The 14,490-nt window shown below is 63.6% G+C and carries 10 protein-coding genes; 5 read left to right on the top strand and 5 right to left on the bottom strand.

Annotated elements, in window-relative coordinates; translation table 11 throughout:
* The first annotated feature begins 37 nt into the window (after positions 1 to 37).
* The 3 genes from ACODSK_RS27330 to ACODSK_RS27340 all read left to right on the top strand — a co-directional run bounded on the left by ACODSK_RS27330 (position 38) and on the right by ACODSK_RS27340 (position 6,678).
* Positions 38 to 1,933, top strand: a complete 1,896-nt coding sequence (locus tag ACODSK_RS27330) for a hypothetical protein (RefSeq protein WP_489020486.1) — start codon at positions 38 to 40, stop codon at positions 1,931 to 1,933.
* Between the two features lie 304 nt (positions 1,934 to 2,237).
* On the top strand, positions 2,238 to 4,202 hold the full coding sequence (locus ACODSK_RS27335; protein WP_489020488.1) for a hypothetical protein: 1,965 nt from the start codon (positions 2,238 to 2,240) through the stop codon (positions 4,200 to 4,202).
* Positions 4,203 to 4,713: 511 nt separating this feature from the next.
* A complete protein-coding gene (locus tag ACODSK_RS27340; RefSeq protein ID WP_489020490.1) occupies positions 4,714 to 6,678 on the top strand; it encodes an autotransporter outer membrane beta-barrel domain-containing protein in 1,965 nt (654 codons plus the stop codon).
* A gap of 63 nt (positions 6,679 to 6,741) precedes the next feature.
* On the opposite strand, the gene ACODSK_RS27345 is transcribed toward ACODSK_RS27340, so the two are convergent.
* From ACODSK_RS27345 to ACODSK_RS27365, 5 genes are all read right to left on the bottom strand, one after another.
* Complete coding sequence (locus ACODSK_RS27345; RefSeq protein ID WP_489020492.1) at positions 6,742 to 7,785, bottom strand: AbrB family transcriptional regulator; 1,044 nt, start codon at positions 7,783 to 7,785, stop codon at positions 6,742 to 6,744.
* The gene (locus ACODSK_RS27350) at positions 7,778 to 9,292 is read right to left on the bottom strand and encodes a tripartite tricarboxylate transporter permease (protein ID WP_489020494.1); all 1,515 of its coding nucleotides are present in this window, start codon (positions 9,290 to 9,292) and stop codon (positions 7,778 to 7,780) included. The genes ACODSK_RS27345 and ACODSK_RS27350 overlap by 8 nt, the downstream gene beginning before the upstream one ends.
* A 1-nt stretch (position 9,293) precedes the next feature.
* A complete protein-coding gene (locus ACODSK_RS27355) occupies positions 9,294 to 9,752 on the bottom strand; it encodes a tripartite tricarboxylate transporter TctB family protein (RefSeq protein WP_489020496.1) in 459 nt (152 codons plus the stop codon).
* 115 nt (positions 9,753 to 9,867) lie between these two features.
* The gene (locus ACODSK_RS27360) at positions 9,868 to 10,848 is read right to left on the bottom strand and encodes a Bug family tripartite tricarboxylate transporter substrate binding protein (protein ID WP_489020497.1); all 981 of its coding nucleotides are present in this window, start codon (positions 10,846 to 10,848) and stop codon (positions 9,868 to 9,870) included.
* A 35-nt stretch (positions 10,849 to 10,883) separates the two neighbouring features.
* Positions 10,884 to 12,173, bottom strand: a complete 1,290-nt coding sequence (locus tag ACODSK_RS27365; RefSeq protein WP_489020499.1) for an OprD family porin — start codon at positions 12,171 to 12,173, stop codon at positions 10,884 to 10,886.
* Positions 12,174 to 12,374: 201 nt separating this feature from the next.
* Between ACODSK_RS27365 and ACODSK_RS27370 the strand changes: the two genes are divergently transcribed.
* Positions 12,375 to 13,046, top strand: coding sequence for a response regulator (locus tag ACODSK_RS27370; RefSeq protein ID WP_489020501.1), 672 nt, complete (start codon positions 12,375 to 12,377; stop codon positions 13,044 to 13,046).
* Positions 13,039 to 14,421, top strand: a complete 1,383-nt coding sequence (locus ACODSK_RS27375) for a sensor histidine kinase (protein WP_489020503.1) — start codon at positions 13,039 to 13,041, stop codon at positions 14,419 to 14,421. The genes ACODSK_RS27370 and ACODSK_RS27375 overlap by 8 nt, the downstream gene beginning before the upstream one ends.
* Positions 14,422 to 14,490: the final 69 nt, after the last annotated feature.

Consider the following 14,490-nt stretch of genomic DNA (forward strand, 5'->3'; position numbering starts at 1 on the left):
AAAAACTTGTTGTGCGAGCTGTGCAGCGCAATCGCTTGTGCTGAATGCTCCGATCGTCCCCGATGCCTTGCCGCCCCTGGCAGGCGACACTGCCTTGGTGATACCGGTGCAGTTCCAGGGCCAGCCGCTGCGGGTCGAAGTCGCCGCTTGGGATGGCTACGAGGAGCACAGCGGCGGCCGGTTCTGGTTCGATGTTCAAGCGGTCCTCGGCGACCAGGGGGTGGTGGCATCGCACAGGCTGACGCCACCCTTCGATGCGGCTGCGGATTTTCCGGTAAGGCTCGAGGTGCCGGTGGACCTCTTCAACCATCCCGGCTTTTCCGAGCTGTCCTATCAGGTATGTGCGGACACTGGCAATTGCGACAACTCGGATTCGGTCACCATCGAAATCGACCACCGGGCGCCCAACGGCGACAACCCCGGCGACCCTCTGAAGTTTCCCGATAACCTCCCGGCCGAAGGCATCACCGAAGCCTGGCTGGCGCTCAATGGCGACCGGCTGGAGGTGACCGTGCCGCGCTGGCCGGACATGGAGCGCGAGGACCGGGTGCTGTTCTACTGGGGCACGCCGTTCGATGCCGAGCCGGTAGCGGTGTTGACCATCACGCAGGCTCACCTGGTGCCCGGTACGCCCATCACCTTCGCCTACTCGGGCGATATCCTGCGCGAGAAGGGCAATGGCTTGATGAACGGCTATTACGTGCTCTCCGACCGGGCCGGTAACCGCAACGGTCGCTCGCCGGTGGTGCCGATCGATGTCATCGACCTGCCGGCCGTCCCCGACGAGTTCCCGGCGCCGGTCGTGCCCCTGGCCAGCGTCGACCGGTTGATCGACCTGGAAGACGCCCGCACCGGCGTGGTGGTGGAGATCGGCCCGATCATCGACGCCGCTGCTGGCGACCTCCTGGAGACCTGGTGGAATGGCCGGCAACTGCCGACGATCACCCTGCCAGCCAATCCGCAATGGCCGCAGACCGTGTCGGTGTCCTGGGCAATTCTCTCGGCGGACGGATTCGCCGGACCGGTCCCCACCAATGTGCAGTACCGCTGGCGGCGCGGTAACGCGCCCGGCGAGGATTCACCGATGATCAGCTTCAGCGTGGATCTCTCGGTGGCCGGGCCAAATCCCGAAGAGCCGGATCCGATCAACCCGAGGCTCGACCTGCTGGTGGTCAAGGGTTTGACCGGCGACAACGTCCTGGTCGCGCCCGACATGAACAAGGATGCCCGGGTACTGGTCGACCTCTATGCCAACCCTCGCGCCGGAGAACTGCTGGAACTGCACTGGGGCGACCACCCGCAGGTCGCGGCGAGTTATCGGGTGCAGGTCGGTGATCAGCCGGGGCAGGAGATCGAGTTCAAGGTGCCTTGGACCATCATCGATTCGGTGGGTAACCACCCGCAGTTGCCGATCTTTTACTGGACATCCAACGGGGTCAATCGCCAGCGCTCCCGGGACACCCTGGTACGGGTGGCGGTGCGTCAGGTGGAAGGGCTCGAACCGGTGACAATCCCCGATGCCAATGACTACAACTACATCGCTTGTGCACAGGAACCCTGGAATGGTGTTCGCGTGAAGATCCCGGGTAATGCCGCGCTGCTGGCGGCGGGGGACCTGGTCGAAATGAGCTGGCAGCTATCTCTTGGCGGCACGGGAGAGCAGCCCATCACCGAGCATGTTTACTTCCCGCCTCATGAGTTGAGCGCTACCGAGGCCGTAGAGGGCGTCATCCTGCTGATGGACCGCTTTACCGACCTGATCCTGCCGATCCAGCGCCGAGAGGGTTCGGCAAACATCAGCTACCGCCTGACCAAGCAGGATGGAACTCCGGGTATTGCGCCGATCAAGCGGCTGCGGCTCGACATTACCGTTCCCAACTGTTCGAGACCTTGCGACGGCTCGGGCATCTGCAATGACCCACCGGAAGATTGACTGACGGCACCTGATATTTTTGTCAGGTGCGCATTTGCAAAAAAAGGCATTAACTGAATAGCAACAACTCGTCGAATCCGGTCCAGGCAGTAACTTGATGGCATCGTCTTTTAAATTGGACGCGATAGTAACTGCTGGTGAAGTTACCGGATCGGGGCAAGGAAAGACTGGACTATTCCAATCTGAATAGTCGTTCTGGAAGTTTCTGGGCTGTGAAGTCGTAACAGAAGAAACGGGATACGGCTTTTCCCGAAATGGCTTTCGCAAGAAAGCCGAATATCAATTCAAGCAAGGAGTCTCGATCGTGAACGATATCGAGAAACTGTCTTCGGGCATGAAAAAGGCGCTCGCCGTGCAAGCGAAGAAAGAGAGCGCCGCCAAAGTCCGCAAGATTGTCAATGAACACCGGGCACTCATCCAGGGGGTGCCGGTTGATCAACTGTTGAATGCCACTCCGCTGGAGCCGAAGAATACCCTGGGCGATAACGGCGATGGTCAGAACAACCTGTTGCCGCGGGATCAATTCGTGGAAGGGCTGACGTTCACGGTTAGCCCTTGGGCCAACATGGACGATCCGCATGGCTACTACCTGTATTTCGCCATCGATGAAGAGCCGGATACCGAAGTCGATGGAATTCCCGTTCCAGTCGACTTCGATCCTTTCGACTTCTCGATCGATGTGAGCCGTATTGTGGTTGACCACGGCCCGCATGAGCTGAGGTGGAGCATCGAGGGTCGTTATACCGGGAACTTCGTACCCGGCCCGACCCTGCCATTCTTCATCGATATCTATCCGCCCAATATGCTGCAGGAGCCGGATGCGCTCTTGCCGCCAGGGGATCTGCCCAACGGCGATATCACCCAGGATTACCTGGACCAGAACGGTGGCGTCACCTTCACCATTCCGCCCTATGCCAATCCCCTGCCAGGGGACAAGTTCACGCTGTTCATCAACGGAGAGCCTTACCTGGTCGATCAGGATGTTCCCGACCCGCAGGACATCGTGGTGGACCAGACGGTGTTCGCCGGCATCGGCGAAGGCCTGCTCAAGCTGACCTATGACCTCGAGGACCGCGCCGGCAACCGCAATGATCGCTCGCTTCCGCTCGAGGTCAGACTGATCAAGACGCCTGCCCCGACCGATATCCGGGCGCCGCAGGTTCCTGAAGGCGCCACGCTCATCACCCTGGCGGATGCCCGGGACGGGGTGACGGTACTGCATGACTACGACACGCCCATCGCCGGTGAAACCATCACAGTGCTCTGGCAGGGCAAGGCCCAGCCGGCGTATGCGATTCCCGGTGTCTCGGTGGATGTGCCATTCGACGATATCAAGGAGCCGGGTGATGTCTACAGCGCTACCGTGCAATACATCATCGATCGTAACGGCACGCCCTACCCGTCACCCTCGATACAGGTCAATGTGGACCTGAGTTTCATCGGCCCGGAAAACCCGGACGAGCCGGATATCGTCAACCCGACGCTGCAGCCGTTGACGCTGACGAGCTCCACCGGGCTGGTCAACCAGATCGCACCGGCGGACAAGGACGCTGCTGCCACCATCACCGTACCGCTCTATACGCCGATCAATGTCGGGGAAGTCGTCGAGGTCTTCTACGCCCATGCCGACCAGTCCCTGGGGGCCACGACCTTGGGCCAGCCCGATCTCGATGCGGGCCAGATCGTCGTGACGGTCCCCTGGGCCATCATCGACGGCCAGGGTAACGGCACCATCCCTGCGTTCTACAGGATCTATCCACAAGGCAAGCCGGAAAACGCCCAGCAGTCGCCATCCACCGACATTGTGGTGACCGTGCACAACCTGCAGGACCTGCCGGTCGTCGAGTTCTCCAACCGCCAGGTGAGCGTCAACATCATCAACTGCAACGTCAAGCCATGGATCAACGGTGTCGATGTGAAGATGGTCTATCCCGTCGAGGCCGACGACCTGATCACGGTTCACTGGGTACTGGATACCACCACCGTGCCCCCCGACCACACGGTGGTCCCGACCAACCCGCACGAACCCAGTCGCATGGACTTCGCGCACCAAGTCACGCCGACCGAGGCAACCCGCGGCGAAGTGACGTTCAACGTGTGGTGGGGTGAGCATCTCTCGGCGCTCACCGAGGGCTGTATCGTCGCGAGCTGGTCCCTGAAACGGGGCGAGGTGACTGGCAGTTCGGGCGACTGGTTCGTGCGCTACAGCCGTATCCGGCCTAGCGGCGGCCTGATCTGTCCGGACGACGATGATCCAGAAGAAGATTGAGGAGGTAAAAGGCCCGGAACTTCGGTTCCGGGCCTGCTTCGAGAAAAGATGCCAGATTTTTCAGATGATTTTTCGTACATATGTTGTGGAAAATTCCTACAGACGATGCTGTAGGATAATTACTAATCTACGTGCCCTTGAAAATGGATGTCGCTTCGGAAGTGCTTCCGCTGTTCGGTAAGATCTTCAGATAACCAACGTAGGTAATTATTTTATGGCTACTAAAGTTCATATGTCTGGGCGGCGGATTTTCCGGATCGCTCCGTTGGCTTTATTGATTCCTCTTGCCATTCAAAGTCAGCCGGTCTCGGCTGCTATAGAGATTGATGGCACTACTCACGATATTGATTCCAGTACCCCGCTCGATGCTTATCGAGTGATCAATGGTGGCACGTTGAATGGTCAGGATGCCAATACAACGGCTATCAGCGCTACTGGCGGTTCCACTGTCAATTTGAATGGTGGCACGGTGTTGGTTGATAACCCGACAGGCAGTGTTGGTGCGATCCAGTTGAATGCTTCTACGCTCAACATGACCGGCACCCAGGTAACCAACCCCTACAACATTGGCCTGGCGCTGGCCAACAGCCCTGCTGGTGTGGGTTCCCAGGCCGTGGTCAGCGACAGCGTCATCACCGGTAACACCGCCGGTGCTTCGGTTACCTCTGAAAGCACGTTGAACCTGGTCAACACTACGCTTATTGCCACCGCTGCCGACGGCATCGGTCTCAACAACTTATCCGGCACCGTCAACGTCCAGGGCGGCAGCATCACCGGTGGGGGCAAGGGTATCAGCATGAGGCCCCTTTCCGCTGGTGCCGAAGGCACCCTGGTGCTCGATGGCACCCAGGTGGTCGGCCAGAGCGGCTCTGCCATCGAATTCATCAATGGCAGCACCTCCACCGTCGATATTCTCAACGGCACCACCCTCAGCGGCGGCAACGGCACCATCATCGATGTGCTGGGCGGTTCCACCGCCGATGTGAACGTGGCGCAGAGCGCATTGACCGGCAACATCAATGTGTCCGACACCAGTACCGGGACGTTCAACTTCGACCAGGCGAGCATGACCGGCGACCTGATCGTCGCCAGCGGCGGCACCGCCGACCTCGACCTGGGCAACAACTCGCAGTTCACCGGGCGCATGGAAAACGTGCGCGACCTGAGCATCGACAGCACCTCGCACTGGATGATGACCGGTGACAGCAGCGTCACCAACCTGAACATGGACGGCGGTCGGGTCACCATGGGCGACACCGACGCGTTCTACACCCTCAACCTCGAAACCCTGGCCGGCACCGGCACCTTCGTCATGGGTTCGAACTTCGCCACCAATGCCACCGACTTCATCAACGTCAACGGCCAGGCCACCGGCAACTTCGACCTGCTGATCAGTGCCAGCGGCACCGACCCGGCGGCCGGCGTGCCGCTGCAGGTAGTGCACACCGGCGGCGGCGGTGCGCAGTTCGCCCTGCTGGGTGGTTCGGTGGACCTCGGAGCCTACTCCTACAGCCTCAAGCAGGAAGGCGATGACTGGTTCCTCGATCCGGAAACCCGCGAAATCAGCCCCGGCACCCAGACCGTGCTGGCCCTGGCCGGCGTCGCGCCGACCGTGTTCTACGGCGAGCTGACCACCCTGCGTACGCGCATGGGCGAGCTGCGCTACAGCGACGGCCGTACCGCCGGTGTCTGGGTGCGCGCCCACAGCAACCAGTACAACGTCGGCAATGCTTCGTCCAACGTGGGGTACACACAGAACCAGCAAGGCATGTCGTTCGGTGCGGACATGGCTATCGATGGCAGCCAATGGTTGATCGGTGCCCTGGCCGGCTACAGCAACTCCGACCTCAACCTGAAACACGGTTCCAGCGCCACCATCGACAGCTACTACGTCGGCGGTTACGCCACCTGGATGGATGCCAAGAGCGGCTACTACGTGGATACCGTGGTCAAGTACAACCGCTACCAGAACGACGCCAAGGTCGGCCTGAGCGACGGTACCCGGGCCAAGGGCGACTACGACAACCACGGCATCGGTGCGTCGGTGGAAGTGGGGCGGCATATCAAGCTGGAGAACGATTACTTCGTCGAGCCGTTCGCCCAGCTCGCCGGTACCGTGATCCAGTCCAAGGACTACCGCTTCAGCAACGACATGGAAGCCGACAGCGGTGCCACCCGTTCCCTGCTCGGCAAGGTCGGTGCCACCGTCGGTAAAACCATCCATCTGGACGGGGGGCGCATTGTCCAGCCGTACCTGAAGGCGGCGATGGCCCATGAGTTCGCCAACAACAGCACGGTCAAGGTCAACGACAACAGCTTCAACAACGACCTGTCCGGCTCCCGTGGCGAGCTGGGCGCCGGTGTCGCGCTGTCGCTGTCGAAGGACTTCCAGGTGCATGCCGACTTCGAGTACAGCAATGGCAAGAACATCGAAATGCCGTACAGCATGAACGTAGGACTTCGCTACCTCTGGTAAGCGAAGCGGATGGGGGCAGCATGGAATTGCTGCATTGTGCCCGGGTCTATGACCCGGGCTTTTTTATGGCTCGGCGGAAGGCCGCGATGGCTGGCTGTCCCAGTGGCGGAACAGTGGCTCGGCGAGAAACAGCACGAACAGCAGGCGCATCATCTGCAAGGCCGTTACCAGTGGTACCGAGAGTTGCAGGGTTTCTGCGGTCAGGCTCATCTCGGCGATGCCGCCGGGCATCATGCCCAGGGTCAGCGAACGCAGGTCGAGGTGGGTAGCCGCGCTCAAGGCCAGGGCGGCCAGGGCGGCGATCAGCATGGTCAGCGCCGTGGCCGCCAGGGTCCGGGCCAGGAAGGACGGCGCGCGGCGGAAGAAGGCGCGGTTGAAGTGACAACCCAGGCCGCTGCCGATCAACCATTGGCCGATCTGGCTGGCGCCGTCCGGCATGCCCAGGTGCAGGTTCCAGCCGATACTGGCGACCGCCGCCACCAGCAAGGGCCCGAACAGCCAGGGGTTGGGCTGCTTCAGGCGCTGCCAGATCCACGCCACCAGGGCGCCCAGTGGCAACAACACTGCCAGCCAGCCCCAGTTCACCGCACCGGCATGGGCAATCGGTACGCCCTCGCCGAGCAGGTACTTGAACGCCGCCGGCACGCACAGCACCACCACCAGCACCCGCAGGCTCTGGCCCGCCGCCACCCGGCCGAGATTGGCGCCATTGCGCGCGCCGAGGTTGACCATCTCGCCGGAGCCGCCCGGCATGCTGGAGAAGAACGCGGTGGCGCGGTCTTCCCCGGTACGCCGTAGCAGCCACACGCCGACCACGCTGGAAAAGCTGGTGATCAGCGCGCCGAAGAAGATCAGGCCGAAATGGCTGGCGACCTGCTCGGCCACATGGGGGGTGAAGTGCAGGCCGATGCCGATGCCGACGATCCACTGTCCGCATTTGCGTCCGCCGGGAATCTCGGCGAGCTGCCAGGGAGTGAGGCAGCGCACCAGGATGATCGCCAGCAGCGAGCCGACCATGAACGGCAACGGCCAGCCGATGGCGCTGGCCGCGAACCCGCCGGCCAGGCCGACCAGCGGGGTTGCCCACCATTGCCTGAAATCAGACATTGGCCAGGGCGCGACGCTGCAGCACCCGGCGGCGCCAGATGCGGATCAGCGGCAGGCTCAGCATCAGGACGGTCAGGACCCAGACGCCGAGGCTGATCGGGCTCGACCAGAGAATGCCCAGTTCGCCGTTGGAGATCGACAGCGCGCGACGCAGGTTCTGTTCCATCAGGCCGCCGAGGATGAAGCCGAGCAGGATCGGCGACAGCGGGAAGTCCAGCTTGCGCAGGATGTAGCCCATGATGCCGATGCCGACCATCAGGAACAGGTCGAAGGTGGTGGCGTGCACGGCGTAGACACCGATCGCGGTGATGATTGCGATCACCGGCACCAGTGCCCAGTTCGGCACGGAAAGGATGCGGGTGAAGATGCGGATCATCGGGATGTTCAGGATCACCAGCATGATGTTGGCGATGAACAGCGAGGCGATCAGGCCCCAGACGATGTCCGGTTGCTGTTCGAACAGCAGCGGGCCGGGGGTGATGTTGTACAGGGTCAGGGCGCCGATCATCACCGCGGTGGTGCCCGAGCCGGGTACGCCGAGGGTCAGCATCGGTACCAGGGCGCCGCAGCAGGACGCGCCGATCGCGGTTTCCGGCGCGGCCAGGCCACGGGCGTCGCCCTTGCCGAACTTGCCGCCGGCACCGGCGATGCGCTTCTCGGTCATGTAGGCCACGGCACTGGCCAGGGTCGCGCCGGCGCCGGGCAGCACGCCCATGATGAAGCCGAGCAGACCGCAACGGATGTTGACCACGAACACCGAGGCCGCTTCCTTCAGGTTGAACAGCATGCGTCCGGTGGCTTTCACCGCCTCGTGGCCGTGGTGGGTCTTTTCCAGCAGCAAGAGGATTTCGCTGATGGAGAACAGGCCCAGCACCAGCACGACGAACTGGATGCCGTCGGCCAGGTGCACGCTGTCACCGGTGAAGCGGTACACGCCGCTGTTGGCATCGATGCCGACGCTGGACAGGAACAGGCCGATCAGCGCGGCGATGAAGGTCTTCAGCGGCTTGTCGCCGGCCATGCCGCCAAGGGCGACGATGGCGAACACCATCAGCACGAAATACTCCGCCGGACCGAAGGCGATCGCCCACTTTGCCAATAGCGGGGCGAACAGGACCATGCCGCAGGTGGCGATGAAGGCGCCGATGAACGAGCTCCAGGCCGACAGCGACAGGGCTACGCCGGCCAGGCCCTGGCGAGCCATCGGGTAGCCGTCGAGGGTGGTCATCACCGTGGAGGCTTCGCCGGGGATGTTGAGCAGGATCGAGCTGATCCGCCCGCCGTATTCGCAGCCCAGGTACACCGCGGCCAGCAGGATCAGCGCCGACTCCGGCGGCAGGCCGAGGGCGAAGGCGATGGGGATCAGCAGGGCCACGCCGTTGATCGGGCCCAGGCCCGGCAGCAGGCCGACCACGGTGCCGATCAGGGTGCCACTGAGGGCGGTGACCAGGTTGTACGGGCTGAGGGCCACGCCGAAGCCCTGGCCGAGATAACTCAAGGTATCCATATCAATTCTCCAGGACGTCGAGCAGGCCGAGGGGCAGTGGTACGTCCATTACCCGGTCGAACAGTACGTAGAGGGCGATGCTCATGCCGGCCACGATCAACCCGCCGGACAGCCAGCGGCCGCCGTACAGGCGGGCCATGGGCACGCCGATGAGAATGCTGCTGAGAATGAAGCCGAGGCTTTCGAAGGTGGCAGCGAAGACCACCAGCAGGGCGACGCAGATGCCGATCTTGTTCAGGGTCTCGCGGTCCAGCTCGGGCTCGTCGTCGCCGCGCACGATGGGCGTGGGGCGGAAGGCCAGGTAGAGCAGGGCCAGGCCCATCAGGCCGAGCATCAGCAGCGGATAGGCGCGCGGGCCCACCGGTTCATAGGAAAACGCCGCCTGGTAGGGCAGGGCCATGACGGCCAGGGCGATGCACGCCGCCAGCAGGACCAGGGCGAAGATGCGTTGCAGGATCATCAGGAAGTCCTCTTGGGGAGGGTGATTTCAGTGAGGGCCTCATCGCTGGCAAGCCAGCTCCCACAAAGTTCGGTGCATGCCGACCCTGTGGGAGCTGGCTTGCCAGCGATCGGGGTTACTGGATCAGGCCGAATTCCCGGGCCAGCGACTTGTAGTCGGCGACCTGCTTCTTGACGTAGGTGTCCAGCTCCTCGCCGGTCATGGCGAACGGGAACAGCTCGCGCTGGTCACGCAGCTTGGCGAAGTCTTCCGAGGCCAGCAGCTTGTCGAACGACTCTTTCCACCAGGCGTATTCCTCGTCGGTGACCTTCGGCCCGACATAGAAGCCGCGCACCACCGGCCAGACGATGTCGTAGCCCTGTTCCTTGGCGGTGGGGATGTCCTTCATTTCCGGCTCGTCGAGGCGCTTGTCGGAAAACACCGCGAGCAGGCGCATGTCGCCGCTCTGGATGTGCGGCATGGAGTCGGAGATGTCGGTACTGCCAACCTGGATATGCCCGCCAAGCAGGGCCGTGGCGATTTCGCCGCCACCTTCCAGGGCGACGTAGCGCAGGTCGCGCGGGTTGATCCCGGCGGCCTTGGCGATCAGCGCGGTCTGCATCCAGTCCTGGCTGCCGACGGTGCCGCCGGAGCCGATCACCACCTTGCTCGGGTCCTTCTTCAAGGCCGCGACCAGGTCGTCGAGGGTCTTGTACGGCGAGTCCTTCTTCACTGCGATGGCACCGTAGCTGGTGCCGACCGCCGCCAGCCAGCGCACGGCGTTTTCATCGAAACGGCCGAACTTGCCCTGGGCCAGGTTCAGCAGCGAGCCGCTGGACCAGGCCACCAGGGTCCCGGCGTCGGCCGGGCGCTGGGCGACCACGGCGTTGTAGGCCACCGCGCCGACACCGCCGGGCATGTAGGTGACGCGCATGGGCTTGCTGAGGATCTTCTCGTTGACCAGGGCGCTTTGCACCAGCTTGCAGGTCAGGTCGAAGCCACCGCCCGGCGAGGCCGGGGCGATGCATTCAGGGCGTTTCGGTTCGGCGGCCAGCACCTGGCCGGCGAGCAGCAGGCAGCCGGTGGCGAGGGCGATGCGGCGCAGTGAAAAGGTCATCTTCAGTCTCCGTAGCTTTAGTTGTTATAGGCGGATTACCACAGGGCGACGCTGTAGCTCACCAGCACCCGCACCTCGTCCGCGTCGCGGGCGAAGTTCGAGCGGTAGGTGGCGTTGCGCAGGCGTACCGCGACGTTTTTCAGCGCGCCGCTCTGCACCACGTACTTGAGCTCGGTGTTGCGTTCCCATTCCTTGCCTTCGCTGCCGTTCGCCAGGCTGACGTTGTCCCCGTTGACGTAACGGGTCATGAAGCTCAGCCCTGGAATGCCGAGTTTGGCGAAGTCGTAGTCGTAACGCACTTGCCAGGAGCGCTCGTCGGCCCCGGCGAAGTCGTTGATCTGGACGAAGTTGACCAGGTACGGGTCGGAGCCATCCACGTAGGGGAAGGCGCTGTCGCCGGACATGCTCTGGTAGGCGGCGCTGAACTTGTGGCCGTTGAGGCTGTAGCTGAGCATGCCGTTGAGCGAGGTGTTGTCGATCTTGCCGCCGCGGGCCTGGCCCTGGTCGTCGCTGAGCGCCAGGCGCAGGTCGGCGCCGAAGGTGCCCGGGCCGAACGGCTGGGTCGCTACCAGGCCGGCGAAGTGCTGGCGATAGACGTCGTCGAGCTGGGCGAAGTGATAGCTGCCGGTGATGCGGTCGGTGAACTTGTAGTCGACGCCGGCCAGGTCGAAGTGGTTGCCGGCGACGGTGCCGAGGAAGCGCCCGTTCTTGTTGTTCAGCGCGATGTCTTCCTTGTTGGTGTCATCGCGGTCCTTGGCCTTCTCCAGGCGGCCGCCGGTGAAGGTCAGGTTCTTCAGCTCCTTGGAGGTCAGCAGCCCGCCCTCGAAGGTCTGCGGCAGGATGCGCCCGTCGTTGGGCTTGAGGGTCGGCAGCTCGGGGATCAGGGTGCCGATCTTCAGTTCGGTGGCGGAGATCTTCACCTTGCCGGTCAGGCCGAGCTTGGAATACTCGTCGGCGGCGCGGCCGTCGTCGTGGGTTGGCAGCAGGCCGGTGCCGGTGCGGTCCGGGCTGGAGTCGAGCTTGACCCCGAGCATGCCCAGGGCATCGACGCCAAAGCCGACGGTGCCTTCGGTGTAGCCTGATTGCAGGTTGAGCATGAAGCCCTGGGCCCACTCGTCGCGCTTGGATTGCTGGGCGCTGGTGCCGTCGCGGAAGTCGCGGTTGAAGTACATGTTGCGGGTTTCGAAGGTGGCGCTGCTGTCTTCGAAGAAGGCGGCCTGGCTCAACGGTGCGACGCTGCAAAGGGCGATGGCGCTGGCGAGGGAGTGACGGCTGGAGAAAGGACGACGGATAGGCGCGAACGCCCGAGGCTGTGCTGACAGCATCTGGATAAACCCCGTTTATTGTTCTTATCGGTGCGAACACTGTGGTTCGTGCTTCGGCTCTCGTACGGAGCCGTGGAGCGATGCTAGGGGCTCAACCTTTCGCTAACCTTTCAATCGACTTTCATTCTTGCGGCGGCTTCACAGGGGCGGCTTCCTCTGTAAACTCCGCGCCACTGAACGCGATGCGACCGGGAGAAACCGATGCGAGTGCTGCTCGTCGAAGACCATCTGCAACTGGCCGAAAGCGTGGCCCAGGCCTTGAAAAGCCAGGGCCTGACCGTCGATGTACTGCACGACGGGGTGGCCGCCGACCTGGCCCTGGCCAGCGAGGACTACGCGGCGGCGGTGCTCGATGTGGGCTTGCCGCGGATGGACGGTTTCGAGGTGCTGGCGCGCCTGCGGGCGCGGGGCAAGATCGTGCCGGTGCTGATGCTGACCGCGCGCAGCGACGTCAAGGACCGGGTCCATGGCCTCAACCTCGGCGCCGACGATTACCTGGCCAAGCCGTTCGAGCTGACCGAGCTGGAAGCCCGGGTCAAGGCCCTGCTGCGGCGCAGCGTGATGGGCGGCGAACGCCAGCAGCGCTGCGGTCCGCTGGTCTACGACCTGGATACCCGGCGTTTCACCCTCAATGACGAGCTGCTGACCCTGACCTCCCGCGAGCAGGCGGTGCTGGAGGCGCTGATCGCCCGTCCCGGGCGGGTGATGAGCAAGGAGCAACTGGCCTCGCAGGTGTTCGGCCTGGATGAGGAAGCCAGTCCCGACGCTATCGAGATCTATATTCACCGCCTGCGCAAGAAACTCGATGGCCAGGCGGTGGCCATCGTCACTTTCCGCGGCCTCGGCTACCTGCTGGAACACCGCGATGCGTAGCATCGGCAGCCTGCGCGGGCGCCTGCTGGGCAACCTGGCGCTGCTGCTGGTGGTGCTGATGATCGCCAGTGGCCTGAGCGCCTACTGGAACGGCCGCGAAGCCGCCGACACCGCCTACGACCGGACTTTGCTGGCCTCGGCGCGGACCATCGCCGCCGGCCTGTCTCAGCGTGACGGTACCCTCAGCGCCGACGTGCCCTATGTGGCCCTGGACACTTTCGCCTACGACAGCGCCGGGCGCATCTACTACCAGGTCAACGACATTCACCAGAAGCTGATTTCCGGTTACGAAAACATCCCCGCGCCGCCGCCGGGCACGCCGCGTACCGACGATTACCCGGCCCTGGCGCGGTTCTACGACGCCCGCTACCTGGGCCAGGACGTGCGCGTGGTCAGCCTGCTCAAGGCGGTCAGCGAGCCGAACATGAACGGCATGGCCGAGATCCGTGTGGCGGAAACCGAGGAAGCGCGGGTGCGCATGGCCCGCAGCCTGATGGCCGATACCCTGCTGCGTCTGGGCATGCTGGCCCTCGGCGCGCTGCTATTGGTGTGGTTTGCGGTGAGCGCGGCCTTGCGCCCGCTGGAGCGTCTGCGCGGTGCGGTGGAAGAGCGCCAGCCGGACGACCTGCGGCCGCTGCCGTCGGTGGAGGTGCAGCATGAGCTGGGGCCGCTGGTGCGGGCGCTGAACCACTTCACCGAACGCTTGCGCGAGCAGTTCGAGCGCCAGGCGCAATTCATCGCCGATGCCGCCCATGAACTGCGCACGCCGCTGGCGGCGCTGAAGGCGCGGGTCGAGCTGGGCTTGCGGGCGAAGGAGCCGCAGGTCTGGCATGAAACCCTGGAGGCCACGGCGCAGAGCACTGACAAGCTGACCCACCTGGCCAATCAGTTGCTGTCCATGGCGCGGGTGGAAAACGGCGCCCGGGCGATCGCCGAGGGCGGCGCCGAACTGCTCGATCTCAGCCAGCTCGCCCGTGAGCTGGGTATGGCCATGGCGCCCCTGGCGTATGCCCGCGGCATTGCCCTGGCCTTGGAGGCCGAAGCGCCGGTGTGGGTGCGGGGCGAGCCGACCTTGCTCAACGAACTGCTCAGCAACCTGGTGGACAACGCGCTGGCCCATACGCCCAAGGGCGGCAATGTGATCCTGCGGGTCAGTGCGCCGGGCGAGCTGGAAGTGGAGGATGACGGGCCGGGGATTCCGCCGGAGGAGCGGGAGAAGGTGTTCGAGCGGTTTTATCGGCGCAGTCACCAGGGCACCGGGCTGGGGCTGGCCATTGTCGGCGAGATCTGCCGGGCGCACCTGGCGGCGATCAGTCTGCATGACGGGGAGAAGGGGGGGTTGAAGGTGAGGGTGAGTTTCAATCCGGTCCAATAGTGTTCGACTTTAGGGCCTCATCGCCGGCAATGCCGGCTCCCACAGGTTCAGAGGCGCACACAATAACCT

The sequence above is a fragment of the Pseudomonas sp. FG98 genome, assembly GCF_057808595.1.

Bases quoted from the DNA above. Each gene is read 5' to 3' on its own strand.
- ACODSK_RS27345 (WP_489020492.1), bottom strand. From the start codon at position 7,785: ATGTCTGATTTCAGGCAATGGTGGGCAACCCCGCTGGTCGGCCTGGCC.
- ACODSK_RS27350 (WP_489020494.1), bottom strand. From the start codon at position 9,292: ATGGATACCTTGAGTTATCTCGGCCAGGGCTTCGGCGTGGCCCTCAGC.
- ACODSK_RS27355 (WP_489020496.1), bottom strand. From the start codon at position 9,752: ATGATCCTGCAACGCATCTTCGCCCTGGTCCTGCTGGCGGCGTGCATC.
- ACODSK_RS27360 (WP_489020497.1), bottom strand. From the start codon at position 10,848: ATGACCTTTTCACTGCGCCGCATCGCCCTCGCCACCGGCTGCCTGCTG.
- ACODSK_RS27365 (WP_489020499.1), bottom strand. From the start codon at position 12,173: ATGCTGTCAGCACAGCCTCGGGCGTTCGCGCCTATCCGTCGTCCTTTC.
- ACODSK_RS27370 (WP_489020501.1), top strand. From the start codon at position 12,375: ATGCGAGTGCTGCTCGTCGAAGACCATCTGCAACTGGCCGAAAGCGTG.
- ACODSK_RS27375 (WP_489020503.1), top strand. From the start codon at position 13,039: ATGCGTAGCATCGGCAGCCTGCGCGGGCGCCTGCTGGGCAACCTGGCG.